At 43.3% G+C, this 19,349-nt stretch carries 19 protein-coding genes; 2 read left to right on the plus strand and 17 right to left on the minus strand.

Annotated elements, in window-relative coordinates; translation table 11 throughout:
- Window positions 1–52 precede the first annotated feature (52 nt).
- The 10 genes from BMX30_RS23220 to BMX30_RS12700 form a co-directional block, all read right to left on the minus strand.
- Window positions 53–196 carry a hypothetical protein gene (locus BMX30_RS23220; RefSeq protein WP_139195396.1) on the minus strand — a complete coding sequence of 48 codons (144 nt, stop codon included), beginning with the start codon at window positions 194–196 and terminating at the stop codon, window positions 53–55.
- Window positions 197–396: 200 nt separating this feature from the next.
- Window positions 397–1,632: a CaiB/BaiF CoA transferase family protein gene (locus BMX30_RS12660; protein WP_090746024.1), complete on the minus strand. Its 1,236-nt coding sequence runs from the start codon at window positions 1,630–1,632 to the stop codon at window positions 397–399.
- A 29-nt stretch (window positions 1,633–1,661) separates the two neighbouring features.
- A complete protein-coding gene (locus BMX30_RS12665; RefSeq protein ID WP_090746027.1) occupies window positions 1,662–2,864 on the minus strand; it encodes a CaiB/BaiF CoA transferase family protein in 1,203 nt (400 codons plus the stop codon).
- 136 nt (window positions 2,865–3,000) lie between these two features.
- The gene (locus BMX30_RS12670) at window positions 3,001–4,140 is read right to left on the minus strand and encodes an acyl-CoA dehydrogenase family protein (protein WP_090746029.1); all 1,140 of its coding nucleotides are present in this window, start codon (window positions 4,138–4,140) and stop codon (window positions 3,001–3,003) included.
- 18 nt (window positions 4,141–4,158) lie between these two features.
- Window positions 4,159–4,581 (minus strand): Zn-ribbon domain-containing OB-fold protein, encoded by a 423-nt coding sequence (locus BMX30_RS12675; protein WP_090746032.1) that lies wholly within the window; start codon window positions 4,579–4,581, stop codon window positions 4,159–4,161.
- A gap of 6 nt (window positions 4,582–4,587) precedes the next feature.
- The gene (locus BMX30_RS12680; protein ID WP_090746035.1) at window positions 4,588–5,760 is read right to left on the minus strand and encodes a thiolase C-terminal domain-containing protein; all 1,173 of its coding nucleotides are present in this window, start codon (window positions 5,758–5,760) and stop codon (window positions 4,588–4,590) included.
- Complete coding sequence (locus BMX30_RS12685) at window positions 5,760–6,209, minus strand: MaoC/PaaZ C-terminal domain-containing protein (RefSeq protein WP_090746038.1); 450 nt, start codon at window positions 6,207–6,209, stop codon at window positions 5,760–5,762. Before BMX30_RS12685 ends, BMX30_RS12680 begins: the two co-directional genes overlap by 1 nt.
- An 11-nt stretch (window positions 6,210–6,220) precedes the next feature.
- On the minus strand, window positions 6,221–6,736 hold the full coding sequence (locus BMX30_RS12690; protein WP_090746041.1) for an FAS1-like dehydratase domain-containing protein: 516 nt from the start codon (window positions 6,734–6,736) through the stop codon (window positions 6,221–6,223).
- Window positions 6,737–6,793: 57 nt separating this feature from the next.
- Window positions 6,794–7,957 (minus strand): acyl-CoA dehydrogenase family protein, encoded by a 1,164-nt coding sequence (locus BMX30_RS12695; RefSeq protein WP_170843875.1) that lies wholly within the window; start codon window positions 7,955–7,957, stop codon window positions 6,794–6,796.
- Between the two features lie 16 nt (window positions 7,958–7,973).
- Window positions 7,974–9,548: a class I adenylate-forming enzyme family protein gene (locus BMX30_RS12700; RefSeq protein WP_170843876.1), complete on the minus strand. Its 1,575-nt coding sequence runs from the start codon at window positions 9,546–9,548 to the stop codon at window positions 7,974–7,976.
- Window positions 9,549–9,822: 274 nt separating this feature from the next.
- On the opposite strand from BMX30_RS12700, the gene BMX30_RS12705 reads away from it, so the two are divergent.
- Window positions 9,823–11,433 carry an MFS transporter gene (locus BMX30_RS12705; RefSeq protein ID WP_090746050.1) on the plus strand — a complete coding sequence of 537 codons (1,611 nt, stop codon included), beginning with the start codon at window positions 9,823–9,825 and terminating at the stop codon, window positions 11,431–11,433.
- 406 nt (window positions 11,434–11,839) lie between these two features.
- Here BMX30_RS12705 and BMX30_RS12710 read toward each other — a convergent pair whose 3' ends face one another.
- Genes BMX30_RS12710 through BMX30_RS12740 form a run of 7 tightly spaced genes read right to left on the minus strand, consistent with a single transcriptional unit; the run spans window position 11,840 to window position 18,326 of the window.
- Complete coding sequence (locus tag BMX30_RS12710) at window positions 11,840–13,405, minus strand: class I adenylate-forming enzyme family protein (RefSeq protein ID WP_090746053.1); 1,566 nt, start codon at window positions 13,403–13,405, stop codon at window positions 11,840–11,842.
- Between the two features lie 49 nt (window positions 13,406–13,454).
- A complete protein-coding gene (locus BMX30_RS12715) occupies window positions 13,455–14,591 on the minus strand; it encodes an acyl-CoA dehydrogenase family protein (RefSeq protein WP_090746056.1) in 1,137 nt (378 codons plus the stop codon).
- 20 nt (window positions 14,592–14,611) lie between these two features.
- The gene (locus tag BMX30_RS12720; RefSeq protein ID WP_090746059.1) at window positions 14,612–15,808 is read right to left on the minus strand and encodes an acyl-CoA dehydrogenase family protein; all 1,197 of its coding nucleotides are present in this window, start codon (window positions 15,806–15,808) and stop codon (window positions 14,612–14,614) included.
- A 26-nt stretch (window positions 15,809–15,834) separates the two neighbouring features.
- Window positions 15,835–16,251 (minus strand): Zn-ribbon domain-containing OB-fold protein, encoded by a 417-nt coding sequence (locus BMX30_RS12725; protein WP_090746062.1) that lies wholly within the window; start codon window positions 16,249–16,251, stop codon window positions 15,835–15,837.
- A gap of 12 nt (window positions 16,252–16,263) precedes the next feature.
- The gene (locus tag BMX30_RS12730; protein WP_090746065.1) at window positions 16,264–17,427 is read right to left on the minus strand and encodes a thiolase C-terminal domain-containing protein; all 1,164 of its coding nucleotides are present in this window, start codon (window positions 17,425–17,427) and stop codon (window positions 16,264–16,266) included.
- A 25-nt stretch (window positions 17,428–17,452) separates the two neighbouring features.
- The gene (locus BMX30_RS12735) at window positions 17,453–17,869 is read right to left on the minus strand and encodes a MaoC/PaaZ C-terminal domain-containing protein (RefSeq protein ID WP_090746068.1); all 417 of its coding nucleotides are present in this window, start codon (window positions 17,867–17,869) and stop codon (window positions 17,453–17,455) included.
- A gap of 13 nt (window positions 17,870–17,882) precedes the next feature.
- On the minus strand, window positions 17,883–18,326 hold the full coding sequence (locus BMX30_RS12740; protein WP_090746070.1) for a MaoC family dehydratase N-terminal domain-containing protein: 444 nt from the start codon (window positions 18,324–18,326) through the stop codon (window positions 17,883–17,885).
- 215 nt (window positions 18,327–18,541) lie between these two features.
- Between BMX30_RS12740 and BMX30_RS12745 the strand changes: the two genes are divergently transcribed.
- Window positions 18,542–19,339, plus strand: a complete 798-nt coding sequence (locus BMX30_RS12745) for an SDR family NAD(P)-dependent oxidoreductase (RefSeq protein WP_090746071.1) — start codon at window positions 18,542–18,544, stop codon at window positions 19,337–19,339.
- Window positions 19,340–19,349 lie beyond the last annotated feature (10 nt).

Raw genomic sequence — 19,349 nt, forward strand, 5'->3', positions numbered from 1 at the left:
TCAAAGCCATTCTTTTTTTAGGGACAATCACTCTCTTAGTCTAGCTACTTCGTTAATCAGCAGTTGGAAGGGCAACAGGTGTTTTGAGTTGCATCTCTTCCCCGCAACATTGAATCGTCCCTGCCCCTGGTTTCGTACAGAGTACTTCACCACCGCATTCTTTACATTCCAATCGTTTGCCGAGCTGGTTCGCCATTCGGTCCACTCCTTTCCGATTTCAAACATTCCGATAACAACGAAGCCATTACTTCTTTTCCACCGGCTTCCCGCAACATGTTAAATCCTCATTGCCTATTTTCGTGACAATAAATTCGCTTTTGCAGTTCGTACAAGCAAACTTCGTTCCAATTTTGATTGACACCAATCTCCACCCCCCATTTAAGAAAACGGTTATATTTATTTGCTGATCTTTGCACCTAACGGCTGATTTCCAATGATTTCATTTTGCTCTAAAAACTGTATTCGTTCATCAGATAAACCTAAAATCGCTTTTAGGACATAATCATTGTGCTGGCCTAATGTTGGCGCAGGACTGTGGTGTTCTAGACGAGCCTCCGAAAATTTTACCGGCCAAGAAGGAAATAGGTGGGTCCCGGTACACTCACGGCTTACTTCTTGATACATTCCTGATAAAAACGGATCGTTTTCCATTTCATCCACTTCTAATACCGGCCCAGCACTGATCCCAGCATCTTGAAGAATAGTAGCACTTTCATGATGATCAAGTTGTATCGTCCAACTTGAAATCAGCTGATCGAGTTCATTATGATGCTGATTGCGTCCCTCATTTGTATGAAAACGAGAATCATTTGCCAGTTCAGGGCGTCCGATTACCTTACAGAAAGTCTTCCATTCATCATCGTTTTGAACAGAAATCGCCACCCATCTGTCGGTTCCTTTCGAAGGATATACACCCTGTGGAGCGATAGTAGGATGTCGGTTTCCAACTCGTTCCCAATTGCGGTTGTTCATGGACGCATCGATAATCGGCTGACCAACTAAGTTTGCACAAGCCTCGGACTGAGCAATTTCCATATGCTGTCCTTTGCCAGACTCTGCTCGATATTCTAATGCAGCCAAAAGTCCATAGGCACAGTGGAAACTAGCAATAACGTCGCCAACCCCAGATATAATCATCGGGTTTTCTCCCTCATACCCGTTGGTTTGCGCAATTCCAGATAAAATTTCAAATGTATACGCAAAGCCAGGCATATCACGATAAGGCCCGCTACTCCCGTAAGCTGGCATCGAAACCATGATGATCCGAGGGTTCACCTCTTGTAGTTTTTCATAGGTTAATCCAAAGTTCCCCATGACACGCGGAGAAAAGTTCTCGACGACGACATCACTTTTAGCCACCAAGTCTTTAAATAGTTCGCGTCCTTCTGGATCATTTAAATTCAGCGTTAAGCCTAGCTTATTCATATTCGCTGCATTAAACTGCGGCCCTAACTCCCACCAATCCTTCTCTCCTGGCGGTGCCATCGTATAGCGAAAGCCATCCGGAAACTGAATGGATTCCACTTTAATCACTTCTGCCCCAAGTGCCCCAAGATAGGAATTACACATTGGACCTGACCACCACATACTTAAGTCAAGAATACGAATTCCTTCTAACGGTAAAGATGACATGGATTTTCCCTCCTTAATGGTACAAATTTTTATACAACACCTTCGGCTTGAAGTTGTTCAAGTTCCTCACCATCTAGTCCGAGAACTTCCTTGTACACATAGGAGTTATGTTCGCCTAACAAGGGTGCTGGTCGTTGGATTTTCCATGGCGTTTCCGACATCGTGTAAGGAGCTCCAGGCTGAGTCACCTTTCCCATTACAGGGTGCTCAATCTCGACAAAGAACTTTCTTGCTTCATATTGAGGAAAGTTCAGCATTTCGGTAAATGTTGGCACAGGGTTGACAGGAACTCGCCACTGCTGTCCGAGTTCAATAATTTCCTCTCGTGTATGTGCCATTAGCCATGGATCAAACCGTTCCCTGAAAAGGTCCTTGTGAATTAGCCTCTGTCCGAGAGTGGTAAACCTTTCATCTTCAATCCATTCATACATTTCAGTCATCAAGCAGAAGTCCTGCCAATGCTTTCCTGTGAGAAGGTTGATACCGATATATCCATCTTTACATTTTTCAATGCTTGGCATCATCACGTATCTTCGGACATGTTTGGCTGGACTCGTCGGGAAGGAGTTTTGAACAGTTTGATAAGAGCGCTGCAACAAACCACATTCCGTTATTGAGACATCCACATGTTGCCCTTGATTGGTTTTCCGTCTTTGGGCAACAGCGGCCAGTGTTGACATCCCTGCGAAGGATCCGGAGATGTATTCTAATAACCGTAAATTCCCTCCGGCTCGTAACGGCTCGCGATTGGGTTCACCAACGGAACTCATAAACCCACCCATTGCTTGAGCAACGATTTCCGTTCCCTTGCGATCCCTGAAGGCTCCTGTCTGTCCGAAATTCGTAATAGAGGTCATGATCAAACGAGGATTGATTTCAATAAGGGTTTCGTAGCTTAACCCTAGACCTTCCATTACTCTAGGACTAAAGTTTTCTACTACTATATCCGCTTCCTTCACTAGTTTTTTAACAAATTCACTACCTTGTTTTGATTTTAAGTTTAAAGTGATACCTTTTTTATTATTGTTCAGGTAAGCATATAGACCGCTGGCGTTCAAGTCTTGTTGATCATTTGGAAACGGACCTTCTCGTCTAGAAGGATCGCCTATTCCAGGTTGCTCAATTTTAATTACATCTGCACCGAGATCGGCCAGTAGTTTTGTACAGTATGGCCCAGCAATATGCCAAGATAAATCGATGACTTTCAGACCACTAAGGGCTTGCTTAGACATTGGTTTCACCCCTTCTCCCTTTTCATTATTCTCTATTCGTAAAAGCGCTCACCATAATCTTCCTGTTTGTATTTCGGCATTTCAGATATAAATGAGCGCTTTTATTTCGGATACTCAACAGGAAGCACCAAAGCTATTAAACCTTTGTCGCAACCGCCTTTCTCTCTAACGAACTTGCAATTTTCTTCAGATGAATGGGAGCTGTTCCCATGCTCAACTGAAAACGTTTAAAGCGGCGGAAGCAGAATTGGAGAGGGTAATCGATGTCAATCCCCATGCCTCCATGCAATTGATGTGCACCTGTTAACACATTTTGACCTTCCTTGCTAAGCCATGCTTTAGCAATTGCAAGTTCTCTGTCTGCAGGTAATCCTTCTGCTAACCGCCACATCGCTTGATAAGCTGCGAGACGTCCGCCTTCGACCACCGTTAGCATATCAGACAAACGATGTTGAACCGATTGATAGCTTCCGATTGGTCGATTAAACTGCCTGCGTTCCTTCACATACTCATTCGTCACCTCAACTGCCCTGCGTAGGACCCCAACCATTTCAATACACTCTAGTGCCGTTGCCATCTGGATGACTCTATTGGTTTGCGACCACCCATCTCCCCCGTTTCCGAGTACATCCTCGCTTGTTAACGGAACGTCACGATAATTCACTTCGTATACTCGCTCAGGACCTATCGCTGGAATCGATGTTATTAGAATGTCAGGCTGCCCACCTTTTACCAATAAAAGACGAACATCACCATTCGAGCTCTTCGCCAAAGTTAGCAGATAATCTGCAGACTCCGCAAACGGAACAAACAGCTTCTTTCCATTCAGTGAATAGGTTGAACCTTTGTCAGACAGAGTTGACTTTATTAGACGATAATCATAATGGGACTGCGGTTCCGAAAACGCTCCGGTAAAAATGAACTCACCCTCTGCAATTCGCGGCAGAAGCTTTTGTTTTTGCTCCTCCGTTCCACTTTGCAGAAGAGGAATCGCACCGTACGCAATCGTAGACAGAAAGGGCGTAGGTAAGTTTGCATAACCTGCCTCCTCCACCACAATCGCCAAATCCATGAAAGTACCACCTGCTCCCCCGTATTCTTCTGGAATAATCAATCCAACAAACCCTAAATCAGCAATTTCCTTATATAGAGCTGGAGAGTAGTTTTTCGCACTCTTTTCCGCTTCTTTTAATGCAGTGATCGTACACTTCTCTTTGAAAAATTTATTGGCTGTGCTTTTAAACACTTCTTGCGTTTCACTCAATGTGAAATCCATAATTCCCCTCCTCCTAGCTTATTGCTCACGTCGTTTAAACTTCGGCAGTGCAATATCTTCGAACACCTGATCAACGACCACTTCAACAGGCATCCCAATATATACTTCATCCGGTTCACAATCGACCATGTTCGAAATAATACGGACACCCTCCTCTAACTCAACGAGAACGACTTCATACGGTACTTCAAAGCCAGGATGAACAGAACGGTGGTAAATGACGTAACTATAAACCGTTCCTTTCCCACTCATCGGCACCCATTCCAATTGATATTGACGGCAATGATGACAGATCGGACGTGGTGGATGTGAATAGGTCCCACAATTTTTACATTTTTGCACATGCAACTGCTTTGTTTCTTGTAGAAGTTGCCAATACTCTATCGTATCTTCATTCACATCAGGTCTTGGAATGGGAAATTTGCCAGTATATTGAACCATCTTCTATTACCTCCTTTTTAATATTAGGCCTGCGGTAGGAACACCTGGACCACCAGTAACTAACGAATGCTCAACATGATCGATTTGGGTCGTAGAAGTACCACGAACTTGGCGAACTCCCTCTGCAATCAGATTCATCCCGTGGACATAACCTTCTGACATTAACCCTCCGGAAGTATTAATTGGCAGCTCACCATCCGGACGGATGCGGTGCCCCCCTTCACAAAAATCAACCCCTTCTCCCTTCCCGACAAAACCCAGGGCTTCTAACTGCATCGGAACCTCTGAACTAAATGCATCATAGAACTGTGCAACATCAATCTCGTGAGGGGTAATACCAGCCATCTTAAACAGCTTTTTCCCGTATTCCTCAATCTCTGGATAGCCTGTTATATCTGGTCGATAAAAACTTGTCATCTGTTCTCCATTCGTAGACATTCCCTGTACTACTCCAGAAATATAAGCCGGACGTTGTTTTAAATGTTTCGCCCGTTCAGCCGAGGTCACGATAATAGCCACTGCGCCATCAATATTTACACAACAATCATGTCTTCTTAATGGCGTTACATTTATTGGAGAATCCATATATTGTTCATATGTTAATTTTTGATTATAAAATAGAGCATTTGGGTTACGATTCGCATTCTCCCGGTTAACTTGGGCAATTGGATAGAATGCGCCATCTTTAATGCCATATTGATGCATATAGCGCTGCGTATACATCCCAATCCAGGAAACAGGGGTGATTAACCCATAAGGGAGATACATCCCCCAATATACATTGTTGTCATAAGATGACTTTGATGAATCAAAATCGCCAATCTTTACTGGGGAGGAAGCATCACGAATGGACCGAACACATACGACGTAGTTTGCAAGGCCAGCCGTAACTGCTGCTACTGCATGGGCGATTGTTCCACAACTCCCCCCACCACCATAGGGCGTTTTACTAAAAAAGCTGAGGTTGGGGATGCCTAAAGATCGAACAATTTCAATTTGTTCTGCGGTGTCCATTGTGTAGTTAACCATCCCATCAATATCTTCTATGTTTAGTCCGGCATCCTCTACTGCAGCTAGGATCGCTTCCGTTGCCATCTTTAGTTCTGTTCGTCCGCAGTTCCGACTTATTTCTGTCTGGCCAATCCCAACAATGGCCGTTTGATCAGGTACCCATTCCATCACGATTTCCTCCTTTCTAGTGCTACAACTGCCTTCCCGCTTGCATGATAGCCCAGTGAATTCTTTCCGCCAAATTCCACTTCCACTAAATGCTCTCCGTCCTTTTCATATTTTTCACTAACCTTTCCGCTCATTGTCATGACATCTCCAGGATAATTCGGCACCGCAAGTCTCAAGGTAATGCTTTTAAGTTTCGCGGTTGGTCCAGCCCAGTCCGTTAAGTACTTCCCAATCAATCCATTGGTAGTTAGGATATTCATAAACACATTGTCAGCACCTGCTTTGCGGGCGGCATGATAATCATGATGAACTTCTGCATAATCATGTGTAGCTGAAATGGCACCACCAACTATTAGGGCAGCCGTTATCTCCCGTTCATGTACAGGCAATTGATAACCAACATCAACCTCATCCCATGTAACCGTCGAACTTACATTTGTCGTATTCATCCTTTTTCCTCCTATTCATTTGAAATTGCGTTATAAGCCAAGATCGTAAACGTCTGTTTACAGACCACTTCATTGCGTTGATTTGTAAACTCGTAAAGGAACGTAACAAAATACCCTGGACCGCGGGCTGTTTGCTTTTCAGGTGATACTTTATCGACCGAAATTTGATAACTGATTTGATCGCCAACTTTCATTGGTTCAAAATATTCTTGTCCCTGCTCAGTCGCGACAATCGAGGTATACCCATGCTCCGCTAATTCCGCCACAAATTTTTCCATCATATTTGGTTCACGCTGTGCCTTCGGCCATATTGGGCTCATCGTATAAACTTGCACCTGCATGGGCGGTGCAATCACTTCCCCATATTCAGAATTTCGGGCATACTCCTCCTCTTGATACAACGGATTATTGTCTTCCATCACCTCACACCAATGCCGAATCATTTGCGGGCATACTTTATCTGGACCTTCAGTCCGTTCCGATTGAATGCCAATAAACTCATTTATTCTTTCTCGTGTTAACGTCACTCTTGTTTCCCCCTCTTTTCATATGTTCACAGATTGCTAGCGCTTTCAATTTATAAACTAGCTTTTTGGTAACCCTAATCCAAAACGAGCGACGAGGTCGCGCTGAATGTCATTTGCTCCGCCACCGAACAAGTGAACAAGCCGCTTTTGTGCGTAAGTTTGCGCGCTTCCGTTTGCAATCGTCCATTCAGAACCTGCTGCAACCTGACCAAACATCCCCATGATTTGCATACAAGTATCAAACACCTTTTGATTCAATTCCGCAGCAAACACTTTGTTCATTGAAGGCCGAAACGGGGCGGTTTTTTCGTTGTTGTGTGCCCAAGCGGCACGATAGTTTAAGAGTTTAAGCACTTCCATTTCCATCGTTAACTCTGCTAAACTGTCACGTACCCAATGTTGATCGAGAACACGAACACCATCTACTTCATTTTCACTCGCCCACTCAATCGTTTCCTCGATCATTCGCTCCATTCGTGCATAAGTAGACAACATCAATCTTTCCAGGGAAAGCTGGGTGGTAATGTATTGCCAACCTTTATTTTCCTCCCCAACTAAGGCACTTAATGGTATACGGACGTCTTCATAATAGGACACATTTGAACGCTCCCCGATTAAATCCATCGGTGTCACTGAAAATCCTGGCGTTTTCGTCGGAACTAAAAAGATGGAAATCCCTTTATGCTTCGGCGCATCTGCATCTGTCCTGGCCGCCAACCAAATATAATCCGCCATATGGGCATTGGTGGTAAACACTTTCTGGCCATTAATGACATAAGAATCTCCCTCTCTTACCGCCCGTGTCTCTAAAGCAGCAAGATCTGTCCCAGCTTGCGGTTCAGAGTAGCCAATCGCAATCTCGACTTCTCCTTTTAAAATTTTCGGGAGAAAATAGTTCTTTTGCTCTTCTGTTCCTAGTTTCATTAACGTAGGACCAACCGTTTCAAGTGTTATAAACGGGATGTTGACACCAGTTCGTTCGATTTCTTCTAGGAAAATATATTGCTCGAGCGGGGTTTTTCCCTGACCTCCATATTCGACGGGCCAACCAATCCCCAGCCAACCGTCTTTCCCTAAATTTTGAATATATTGCCGCCACAGCGGACCGCCATCCGGATTTTCTATTAATTCCTCTAATAGTTCTGCCGTGATGTGTTCGTCTAAATAGGAACGGATTTCTTCTTTCAACTGACGCTGCTCATCTGTTAAATCAAAACGCACCTCTACCACCTCTTACCTAGTTTTTTGTTTGTGATACATTTAAGAATTGCTCTCGAAGATCTTTTTTAAGAATCTTTCCTGATGAAGTTTGTGGAAGTTCTGTAACAAACTCAATCCTCACTGGACACTTAAAGCTAGCTAGATATTTGCGACAATGGGCGATCAGTTCCTCCGGTTGTGGCGAGGCTTCTGGATTGGTCGCGACAATTACAGCCATAACCTCTTCTCCCCAGTCCAGGCTTGGCGTACCGATGACTGCCACATCCGATACTTCCTCATGCTCTAAAAGGACATCCTCGATTTCTTGCGGGGAGATATTTTCCCCCCCACGGATAATCATGTCTGAGCTGCGTCCACTTAAAAATAAATAGCCATCCTCATCAAGCCAGCCCATGTCTTTCGTGTTAATCCAACCGTTGATGATTGTTTCAGACGATGCATCGGGTCGTTTCCAATAGCCTTTCATCGACCGTTCTGTCCGAACATACACATTGCCAATTGTGTTCGCTTCAACAGGTTTGTGATTGTCATCCATGATCAGAATATCTACGCCTGGAAGAGGCTTGCCGACAGAAGACAATCGCTGAATTTTCTTTTCAATTTCTTTCTTCGAGCCTGTCAGTTTATGATCTTCTGGTCCTAGTACGGAGACCGTTGAGGTGGTTTCAGTCATTCCAAAACCGTTGGCAAATTCCGTCGTTTTCGGAAACAATTCAATTGCGCGGCGAATGACAGGAAATGGCATTGGTGCTGCTCCATAAGAAAGACTTTGCAAAGAGCTCAAATTGGTCTTCGAAAAATTCGGATGATCAATCACTCGTTTCAGCATCGTTGGGACTAAAAAGGCATGCGTCGCCTTTTCTTTTTCGACTGTCTGTAGCCAATCCTCTGCTTCAAACTGCCGCAGTAATATCAAGCGACGACCCGAATAGATTCCATTGCAAATGCTTGTTGCCCCCGCTACATGATAGTTTGGGACGACAATCATAGAAGCCCCCTTGGGCAGTCCATCGGCAGCTTCTGAATGACCCATGACATAGTTGCTAAGCTGACCGTAGGTGATCATAACCCCTTTCGGCCGACTCGTTGTTCCGCTTGTGTACAACAGAATCGCCAAGTCACTATCATCCACATCGGCAAAATCGATCAATGGGTGTGAACTTGACTGAATCACTTCTTCGTACTCTTGGCCAACTCGATGATAACCGTCGACAATAATCGTTCTTGCAATCCCTTTATCTGCGGCCAATGGTTCCAACAAGTCTGCATAGCGTTTTTCAATCAGGAGTACCTTCAATCCCGCATCTTCTAACATAAAGGCAAGTTCTTCCGCCTTTGCGCGGTAATTAATCGGCACCACTGTCGCCCCCAACTGAAATGTTGCAAAGAATGCTTCCACCACCTCAGGACTATTCGTGGAAATGATCCCAACTCGATCTCCTTGCCTCACTCCATAGGAAGCCAGTGCCGATGCTAATAAACCGGTACGCTCAATCACTTGAGCATACGTTTGGCGTCTTGTTCCGAACGTGAGGATCTCTTGGTCCGGAACTATACTCCCAGCAATATTTAATAACAAATAGGCATTCAACGTATCCCCTCCTCGCAAAGTTCATTTGAATTAATAATTAAAATTTTCAGAATTCTTATTGTTGTTTCGTTTATGATAATATATAATTACGAATATAGCAATATTGAAAACGCAAAAAGATTAACACGATTAAATGACAAAGATTGACAAGGGGGTGATGTTTTACTACTTATTGGTTCATACTTAACAAACTCTTTAGTTAATGGTAAGTAAAATTGAAAGCGCTTAATCATTGGCGTAGCATGAAAAAATTATCCAATTAGGGGGGATTTGTTTGGAAACTAAGGTTTCAAGGAAAACGTGGACCCAATTTTTTGCACTTGTATTCGGAGGATTTGTATGTATTGAAGCTATGGTATTTCAAGCACCGGCTGTTCCACTCATTGCAGCGCATTTTGAAGTTCCTGCGTTCTTATCTGGTTTAATTATTCTATCGTTTTATATTACATCGACGGCCTTTTATCCATTAGCTGGCCGGGTGGCAGACCAAATTGGCCGGAAACGTGTCATTCTTTTCGGAATGATCCTTTTCACGCTTTCGGAAGTGGCTGCTGCTTTAAGCCCAACCTTCTCATTCTTACTGTTTGCTCGTGTCCTTCAAGGTTTCTCCGTGGCATGTATATTACCTGTTGCCCTCGCATACATTGGGGTTTTGTTTCCACAAGAGAAACGTGGGATGGCAGCCGGAATCTTTTCAGCTGTGCAAGCATTAGCTTCTGCAACTGGAGCTGTGATTGCCGGTTACTTAATTGGCATTTACGGCTGGCCCATTGTGTATTGGATAAGCGGTGTGCTAACCGCGATTGGTTTCTTTGTCATTCTTGCATTGGTTCCTGAATCAAAAGGTGAAGGTAGCAAGAAACTTGACCTAACTGGTACGCTCTTAATCATCCTTACGGCTGGAAGTATTTTATCGGTCTCAACACTGGTCAGAAGTTTTGGCATTGATTCTCCAATTACGCTCGGTACATTAGGACTAGGGGTACTGTCTGCAATAATCTTATGGTTTAACCAAAACCGGAAAGCAAATCCACTTATTGAGTTATCACTCATTAAAAATCGGCTCTTCACGATGGTCGTTATCATAAACTTAGTGATTGTAGCGGCCTACCAGCTCTTTATTTACGGAATGAACTTCTTTTTAACAACAAGACCTGGTGGAGATGTTTCTGAAACAGGATGGTTTTATACGGCCATATACCTTTCCGGTTTTTTCGGAAATTTAATATTTGGTAAACTAACGGATAAATTTAATAATGGTAAGAAACTCATTATTGGCGCTCTCTTAATCCCAATCATCACCTTGGTCATCTATATCTTTACGGTTAATGCAGGTACTGCGTTTAACATCATTTTCATTTTAACTTTCTTCTTTGGCTTTACGATGGGAGCCGTTACTCCTGTGATTATCAAATTTGCTTTAGGTGAAATGCCAGCTGAAAAATATGGAGCCGGTGCCTCGCTGTTTCAATTCATTCGTGACATTGGCGCACCTTTAGGGCAAGTAACTGGGATCGTCATTTTCACCACATTGACCGCGACATTCACCCAAAGTGCTCTCGTGAATGAAGCGGAGCAAGCAGGTGTGAACGCTTCCCTGATGGGTGCTGTGGAACAAGCAGCTCTCACCAATGGTTCCCAAGTCGATGAAAGTCTTGCTGCTGAATTAGAGACACTTGGAGTTCCATTAGAAGACCTTTTGGCGACTGCAACAGCCAGTGCGTTTACAGATGCATTAAAAATTATCGCACTCATTACAATCGCATTCCTTGTTTTATCGATTATCCTAAGTGTTTTCATTCCGGTACAAAGAGATAGAAAGAAGACGAAGGATCCTAAGAATGAGTTCACTCCGCCCATCAAACCAGAAACTGAAGCGTTATAGAGCCTTCATAAAAGGAAGCTAACAATTCACAACCTCCCCCCAATGGTTAGATGGGTTTCTAACCATTAGGGGGATTTTTCATTTTAGCTCTCCCCTCAAGGCTTGTTCCTTTTAAAAAAGCTCTGTTATAGGACATTGTTGATTTTTTAAAAAGTTGATTGGAGCGGAAGGCACTTGACTCCTGCGGGAGTAGGGGCTGGGGAGACCCCACAGGCGCTTTCAGCGCCGAAGAGGCTCCCCGGCACGCCCGCGGAAAGCGAGTGCCTGGAGAGGACATCAACATTTTAGTTTAACAGAGCTTTTTAAAAAACACGCATCACTGTTATTAGGCAAACTTCCCTTTCTCACAAACAAAAATTGCCCCAAAATCATTCCTTGGGGCAATTCGTTCACTCCTATTTATCTATCAAGAAACGGTCAAATCCGTTCCTTGTAACTCATCTCGTAGCTTCCGTTTTAGAATCTTCCCTACACCGTTTCGCGGTAATGCCTCTACAAATAGAATTCGGCGAGGAGACTTATATTTTGCAAGATTTTCCTGTGTATACTGAATCAATCCTTGTTCTGTTACATCCGCACCAGCCTTTTTCACGACACAAGCGATGACTTCTTCTCCCATTCTTTCATCAGGCAGTCCAATGACCGCGACTTCTGAAACTGCTTCGTGTTTGCTCAAGACTTCTTCAAGATCACGAGGATAAATATTAAATCCACCGCGGATAATCAAATCTTTTTTGCGATCCACAATATAGATGTAATCTTCGTTATCCATGGTCGCTATATCGCCTGTATACAACCACCCGTTTTTAATGGTCTTGGCTGTCTCTTCATACAGGCCATAATATCCAGGTGTGATATTCTCCCCTTTGACAATGATTTCCCCTACTTCGCCTCTTGGTAGCTCATTCCCTTCTTCATCGACGATTTTCACTTCGACGTAAGGGTAAGGAATGCCAGCCGATCCTCGTCTGACAGGTACCCCTTTTCGGTGTCCAGAAACACCACCAGTGGAGGATTCTGACAAACCATACGCTTCCCAAATTTCCGCATTAAACTTCTTTTCAAATGACTCAATCACCGCAAGTGGCAGAGAGGCAGAGCCGCAATTGACAGATTCTAAGCTAGATAGATTGTATTTATTTGTAGTTGAACTAAAGGTCATATCATGAAGCATTGCGGGAACAACTGCAAAAGTTTTCACTGAAAATCGCTCAATTGCCTGACAGACTTTCTCTAAGTCATATTTTGAAAAAACAACAATTGAATCGCCTAATATAAAGCTCGTCACCATAATTCCAAAACCATAGATATGGGCCAATGGCAGGACACAGACCGTCGTATTCCGTTCCGCAATTCGTCCTTCAGTTTTCTTTGTATGATATGAATCTAGCGGACCAACAATCAGGTTCTTGTGAGTGAGCATGACCCCTTTTGGTCGTCCAGTTGTCCCAGACGTATAAAGAATGACAGCCACATTGTTCTCATCTGTGTCCGATACGACTTCTTGAGAACCTTCAATGGTTTCAATCGCTTGGTAAACATCTACTACATCATAGCCTTCTAGTAATTCTTTATCCTTCACCTCATCCATCACAAAAATGGTCACGTGGTGAGACAACCCTTTCACAGCCTGGATCATATTTGGCAAACAAGCACTTGATGTAAAGATGGCTTTGGCCTTAGAATCATTCAGGATATAGGCCATCTCGTTTGGACTTAAAATATGCATCACAGGGATGACAATATTTCGAGCACGTAGGATTCCTTGGTAAGCAAAGAAAACAGCTGAACTATTCTCCATACTGACAAGCACTCTTTCCCCATCCGAAACCCCATGATTTCTTAAAAGGACGGAGATTTTCTTTGCAACACGTTCCATATCAAGATTTGTATATTCCTTTTCTCCATCATATAAAAATGGATACTCACCATACTGTTCTTTTGTATGATTGATCAAGTCCGTTAACAGCATCTTATCCCTCCTAATCAATCCAAATTTTTTATCGTCCCTTCGGACTGCATTACCAATTTAAAGCCAAGGCTGTCTTTTCCCTATATTGCTGAACACTACCAAGATAATTTTCATAATATCGAGCGCGTTTTAAATAAAGCTGACAATCTAGTTCCTCCGTAACCCCAATTCCCCCATGAATCTGGATGCTTTGGGAAGCAATGCGAATATACGCCTCCGTTATAAATGCACGAGCACTGTAAATGGCTGCTTTCTTATCATCTACGTCCGTTTCTAGTGCCCAATTCGCATAATAACTGAGCGATCTTGCAGTTTCTAGGTCCGTTTTCATATCGACAATTCCATGCTTAATCGCCTGAAACCGTCCAATCGGTTGCCCAAACTGAACGCGAATAGTTGCATATTCAGCAGTCATTTCGACAATTCGGTCCATCCCACCTACCATCAGCGAACAAAGCGCTCCATTTAAATGAAGCAACCCTTCTTGTAAAACGTCCCAGCCTTGATTCATTGCACCAAGAACCTGACTTTTGGAAACCCTTACATTTTCAAATGTCACTTCTGCGAGGCGTTGTGTTTCATCAAAACATTTCTGATGACGTACGGTAATCCCCGTATCCTCACGATCAAGAAGGACAAGGGATAATCCGGCCCCATCTTTGCCATCCATGGTACGTACTAATAAGATATACGTATCGACAACGTCACCGTCAGGAATGAGTGACTTTACTCCATTTATGACAAGAGATTCTCCTTCGGCTGAAGCCGTCACCCCAACGCTGTCAGGGTTATACCCTTTCTTTGGCTCTAACCAAGCAAGCGTCATTTTTTTTGTTCCAGCTGCAATTTCTGGCAAATATTTTTGTTTCTGCTCATCCGTTCCATATTTCTCTAAAATCGGGATTGCAAAGCCAATGGTCTCGAGTAGAGTTCCTGGAAGAAGTGCTCTTCCTAATTCTTCAAAAACAGGCACGAGATCGAGCGAACCAAGGCCTGACCCTTCAAATTCTTCAGATACTGTCATGCCCGTACAACCAAGTTCTACTAACCCTCTCGTCACCTTATCTAACGACGTTGTGTTTCCTTTCACAACATCACGAGCTATCGATGTCTGCCCATGCTGATCAAAAAATTTACGGATAGAACGGCGAAACATTTCTTGTTCTTCACTTAATGAAAAGTCCATTATTATCCACCTCCTTTTAATTAACGACCCAAATCTTTCGGCAATCCAAGAATTCGTTCGGCAATCGTATTTTTCTGAACTTCACTTGTTCCGCCACCAATGGTCATTCCAAATGAATGAAGGAATTTATCTTGCCAGTACGTATCCACCAACGCATCTTCCTTCCATAAAACACCTTGATGATTTTGGAGAGAAACCGCATAGGAAAATACCTCTTTCGTCAGCTCACTGACAAGGAGTTTATCCATCGAGCCTTCAGCACCTGGGTACCCTCTTTTCAAGGTCGTTGTTAGATTGCGATAATAATTTAATAGAGACCCTCGAGACCTCGTATAAAGATCGACCATTTTTTGACGAACAAATGGATCCTTGATTAGTGGCTTTCCATCTTCTTCAACCTCATTTGTCATTTTGACTAGATCTTTAAATTGCTGTTCGAGCGTAAATAATTGTCCACCAATGCCTGTACGCTCATGCATCAGGAGCGCAATCATCACTTTCCACCCTTCATCGACTTCACCGATAATATCCGCATCACTGGCAATGGCATCATTCAAATACACTTCATTGAAATCATGCTCGCCATCCATTTGAATAATCGGTCTAGTCTCGACTCCTTCTTGGTGCATATCAACAAGGAAAACGGTGATGCCTTTATGTTTCTTTTCAGTAGAACTCGATGTCCTTGCCAATAAAAAGCATTTATCGGCAACATGACCGAAGCTCGTCCAAACCTTTTGACCATTGATTACCCAATGATCTCCGTTTTTCACCGCACTCGTTTGAATTGCAGTTAAATCAGAACCAGCGTTTGGTTCCGAATACCCTTGACACCAGACTTCTTCTCCTGTGAGAATTTTTTCGATGTATTTCTCTTTTTGCTCTTCCGTTCCTATTTGGATTAACGTTGGTCCCACCATGTGGATGCCAACATAGTTTATAAGTTGAGGTGCATTGGCTCGAACCATTTCTTGTTGGTAAATAATTTCCTCCATTAATGTAGCGTTTCGTCCGCCATACTTTTCAGGCCATGCAATGGCTGCATACCCGCCCTCATACAAGGTTTTTTGCCAACTTCGGAGAAAATCCCAATACTCAGCATTCTCCTTCGTAATCACATTTTTTCCTTCCAGCCAGCCCTCAGGAAGATTTTCTTCGAGCCAGCTCCTTAACGTGCTACGAAATTTCTCCTCTTTTTTTGAAAACGAAAAATCCATCTGTCACATCCTCCTTTCGCGAGGTTCTACAATAGTTTCCACTGTGGAAGCGCTCGATCTTCTGTAATATCGACCCACACCATTTGTACAGGCTTACCGATTTTGATTTCTTCGTGATTACTTTCAATCACATTGCCAAGAATTTTCACTCCACTTGGGTTCTCTAACTCTACCTGTGCAATCACAAGTGGAAGGTCATCTTGAAATCCTGGCAGGAATGGTCGGTACGAAATCACATAAGAGTAAATCGTTCCCTTAACATCACTTCCAAATGTTTCCCAGCTAAGTTCTGTTCCGCCACATTTTGCACAACTTGGACCCGGTGGGTGTGCATATTCTCCACAGCTCATACATTTTTGCAGTCTAAGTTCATGTTGATCGGCAGCATCCCAATAAGGGGAATTGTCTAGTGTTTTCAATGGAATTGGCTTTTGATAGCTCATTCATAATCCCTCCTAGTTTCTTAGAATCATAGCGCCGGCAATATCCGGTCCAGCCCACCCTGTACAGATCCCAATTTCACAGTTTTCTACTTGACGGTCTGTTCCTTTGTATTCATGACGAATCTGTCGAACAATCTCAAGAACATTATTCATCCCGTGGGTATAGCCTTCTGACAACATGCCGCCTGCGGTATTGGTTGGCAATTTTCCACCCATTTTTAAATTTCCTTCCGCAACGAAAGCACCAACCTCGCCGCGAGGAGCAAACCCATAGGCTTCCAATTGACGTAAAACCACCCAGCTGTAGCAGTCATAAATTGAAGCTACCTGAATATCTTCAGGCTTTACTCCTGCATTTTGGTAGAGATCGGGTGCAACGTAGTCAGCCGCTACTTGTGATAAATCTGACCAATAATGTGCATGTGGGTGACACTGTCTTGCTGACATGCCCATGATATACACAGGTCTTGACTTGCAATCCTTGGCCCGGTCCGCTGAAGTCACGATAATGGCATTGGCTTCATCCGACTCAAGACAATAATCATGCTTATTAAAAGGGAACGATAAGTCTGGTGTTTTTAAATACTCTTCCATGGTTAGTGGCTTGCCATAGAAAAACGCTTTTGGGTTTCGTTGTGCATGTTCATATGCGCTTACACAAACATGGCCAAAATGCTCTTTCGTGATTCCTGTTTCGTGCATATGACGGGTTGCAAACAGTCCAAACCATTGTGACGGGCTGCCTGCTCCGTAAGGAATAATAAAACTTCCTCCATCAAAAGCAGTTTGGAGCATATTCACATCCCAACCTCCACCGCCCATTCTTACTCCAGAGCGACCGTTCATCGAACGGTAAATCAAAACTGTATTAACCATTCCTGCTTCAATCAAACCAATAGCATCGGCGATCAGCATTTCAGTACTGCTTCCGCCACCCATAATGTCCTTTACATACTTCGGACGAACGCCTAAGTAGGTCGCGAGTTGATGTGATGTACATGAATCATGCTCTGAATAACTCATAAAGCCATCAATTTCCGTGGCATTTAGGCCTGCATCGGCAATTGCCGCTCTCGCTGCATCTAACGCTAAGTGCAATGGCGTTACTCCAGAATTTTTTGAGCGTTCACTTTCCCCAACCCCAACGATTGCATACTTCTCGGTTAATTTACTCACTTGGAATACCTCCTTTAGTTATTTTTCAATGAAATCTGAGTACAGCTTGACCAGACCCAACTATTTCTTCTCCTGATTTAGCGGCTTTAAGGGCTAAAACCACAAAAGATTGGCCCTTTTCTTCATAGACATCCTCTACCACTGCTGAACATTTAATTTCGTCTCCGGGTTTCGTCATGCCTCCGAATCTCATTCGAAACTGAGCTACTTCGGCTGTTGTTCCAGCTAGCTGCATGACATACTCTCCTAAAAATCCCATGATGAGCATCCCATGAGCGATCACCCCATCCATTCCTATCTTCCTCGCAAACTCATCATCTGTATGGAGAGGATTGTAATCCCCAGAAGCTCCTGCATACTTGACTAACTGTACTTTTGTTACTGGTGGCTTTGTAAGCGCTTCGAATTCTTGTCCTACTTTTAGTCCTGCAACTGCAAGCATTCCATTCTCCTCCTTATTTCGCTAATGGACGATAAACGATATTCATCCTGCTGATGACGACCATTTCTCCTTCTTTGTCCTTCATCTCTGTATCAAGGACTAAAAACTGCATCATCCCGCTTCTGCCTTCCCGCTCATATAAATCCGCTACTTTCATTTGGCAATACAACTGATCTCCGGGTCGAACGGGACGGTGATAGATAAATTCTTGTTCGCCGTGCAGCATACGGCGCTCATCTAATTGAAGTGGCAAACTTTTGCCTTCTGAAGCTAGCGCAATCGGATAGGTAAGTGGTGTGATTAATCCACCGTATGGTGAACTCGCTGAATAATCTTCATCCACATACAAGGGATTGGAATCCCCAATTGCTTCAGCAAATTGGCGTACATGCCTTTTTTCAACATCAACAACAAAGACCTCTCCCTTGAGACCAACGATACTTTTATCTAAATCCACCTATTTTCACTCCTTTTCATTCAGCTAAATCCACGTCGTTTAATTTGACTGAATTTTATTTATAATCAAAATTTTATCTCTAGAGCGATCGTGGTACAATGTGAGTTTTTCCATTAATCTTTGCTTTTTACTAGGCATTCCCCCATCGTTTAAGGAAGAGAACCTTGATAACATGAAAGGAATTTCAATAAGAAGAACGTTTTAGGAGGAGAAAAATGGGAAGAGTCCAAGATCAAGTAGCCATTGTAACGGGAGGAGCCTCTGGGATAGGTTACGCAACAGCTTTGAAACTTGCAAAAGAAGGAGCTAAAATCGTCATTGGGGACTTCAATCAACATGGAGCAGAGCAAACAGCAAAAGAAATCAAACTTAATGGTGGAGAAGCATTTGGTTTATTTATGGACGCAGCAAAAGAAGACTCGATTAAAAATTTGATTGATTTCACAGTGGAGTCCTTTGGAAAAATCGATATTCTATTTAATAATGTTGGTTCAACGGACTTGAATAAAGATCTCGATGTAGTAAATCTAGATTTAGATGAATGGGATCGCCTTATGGACGTGAATGTAAAAAGTATAGTGATTGGTTGCAAGTATGCGGTACCTCATTTAATAAAATCTGGAGGCGGTTCAATTATTAATACTGCCTCAATGGCTGGCTTTACTGGTGACAGTATTCGCACCGCTTATGGCTCTTCGAAAGCAGCTGTTGTCAATCTAACAAGATACATTGCCGCACAATATGGAAAATATTCTATTCGTTGCAACGCTGTTGCTCCAGGTTTGATCCTAACGCCTGCCTCAGAAAGGAATTTGCCACCTGATATTTTGGAACTCTTTTTAAAACATAATGCTCTTAGCTACCATGGGAAACCAGATGATATTGCAAATGCGGTTCTGTTCCTGGCCTCAAACGAATCAAAATTCATAACCGGACAAACGCTGCAAATTGAAGGTGGACATTATATATCCAATCCGACCATGCCTGATTTCAATGCTTTCACGAGTGAATAACATGAAAAAG

The sequence above is a fragment of the Mesobacillus persicus genome, assembly GCF_900109925.1.
Taxonomy (GTDB): domain Bacteria; phylum Bacillota; class Bacilli; order Bacillales; family Cytobacillaceae; genus Mesobacillus_B; species Mesobacillus_B persicus.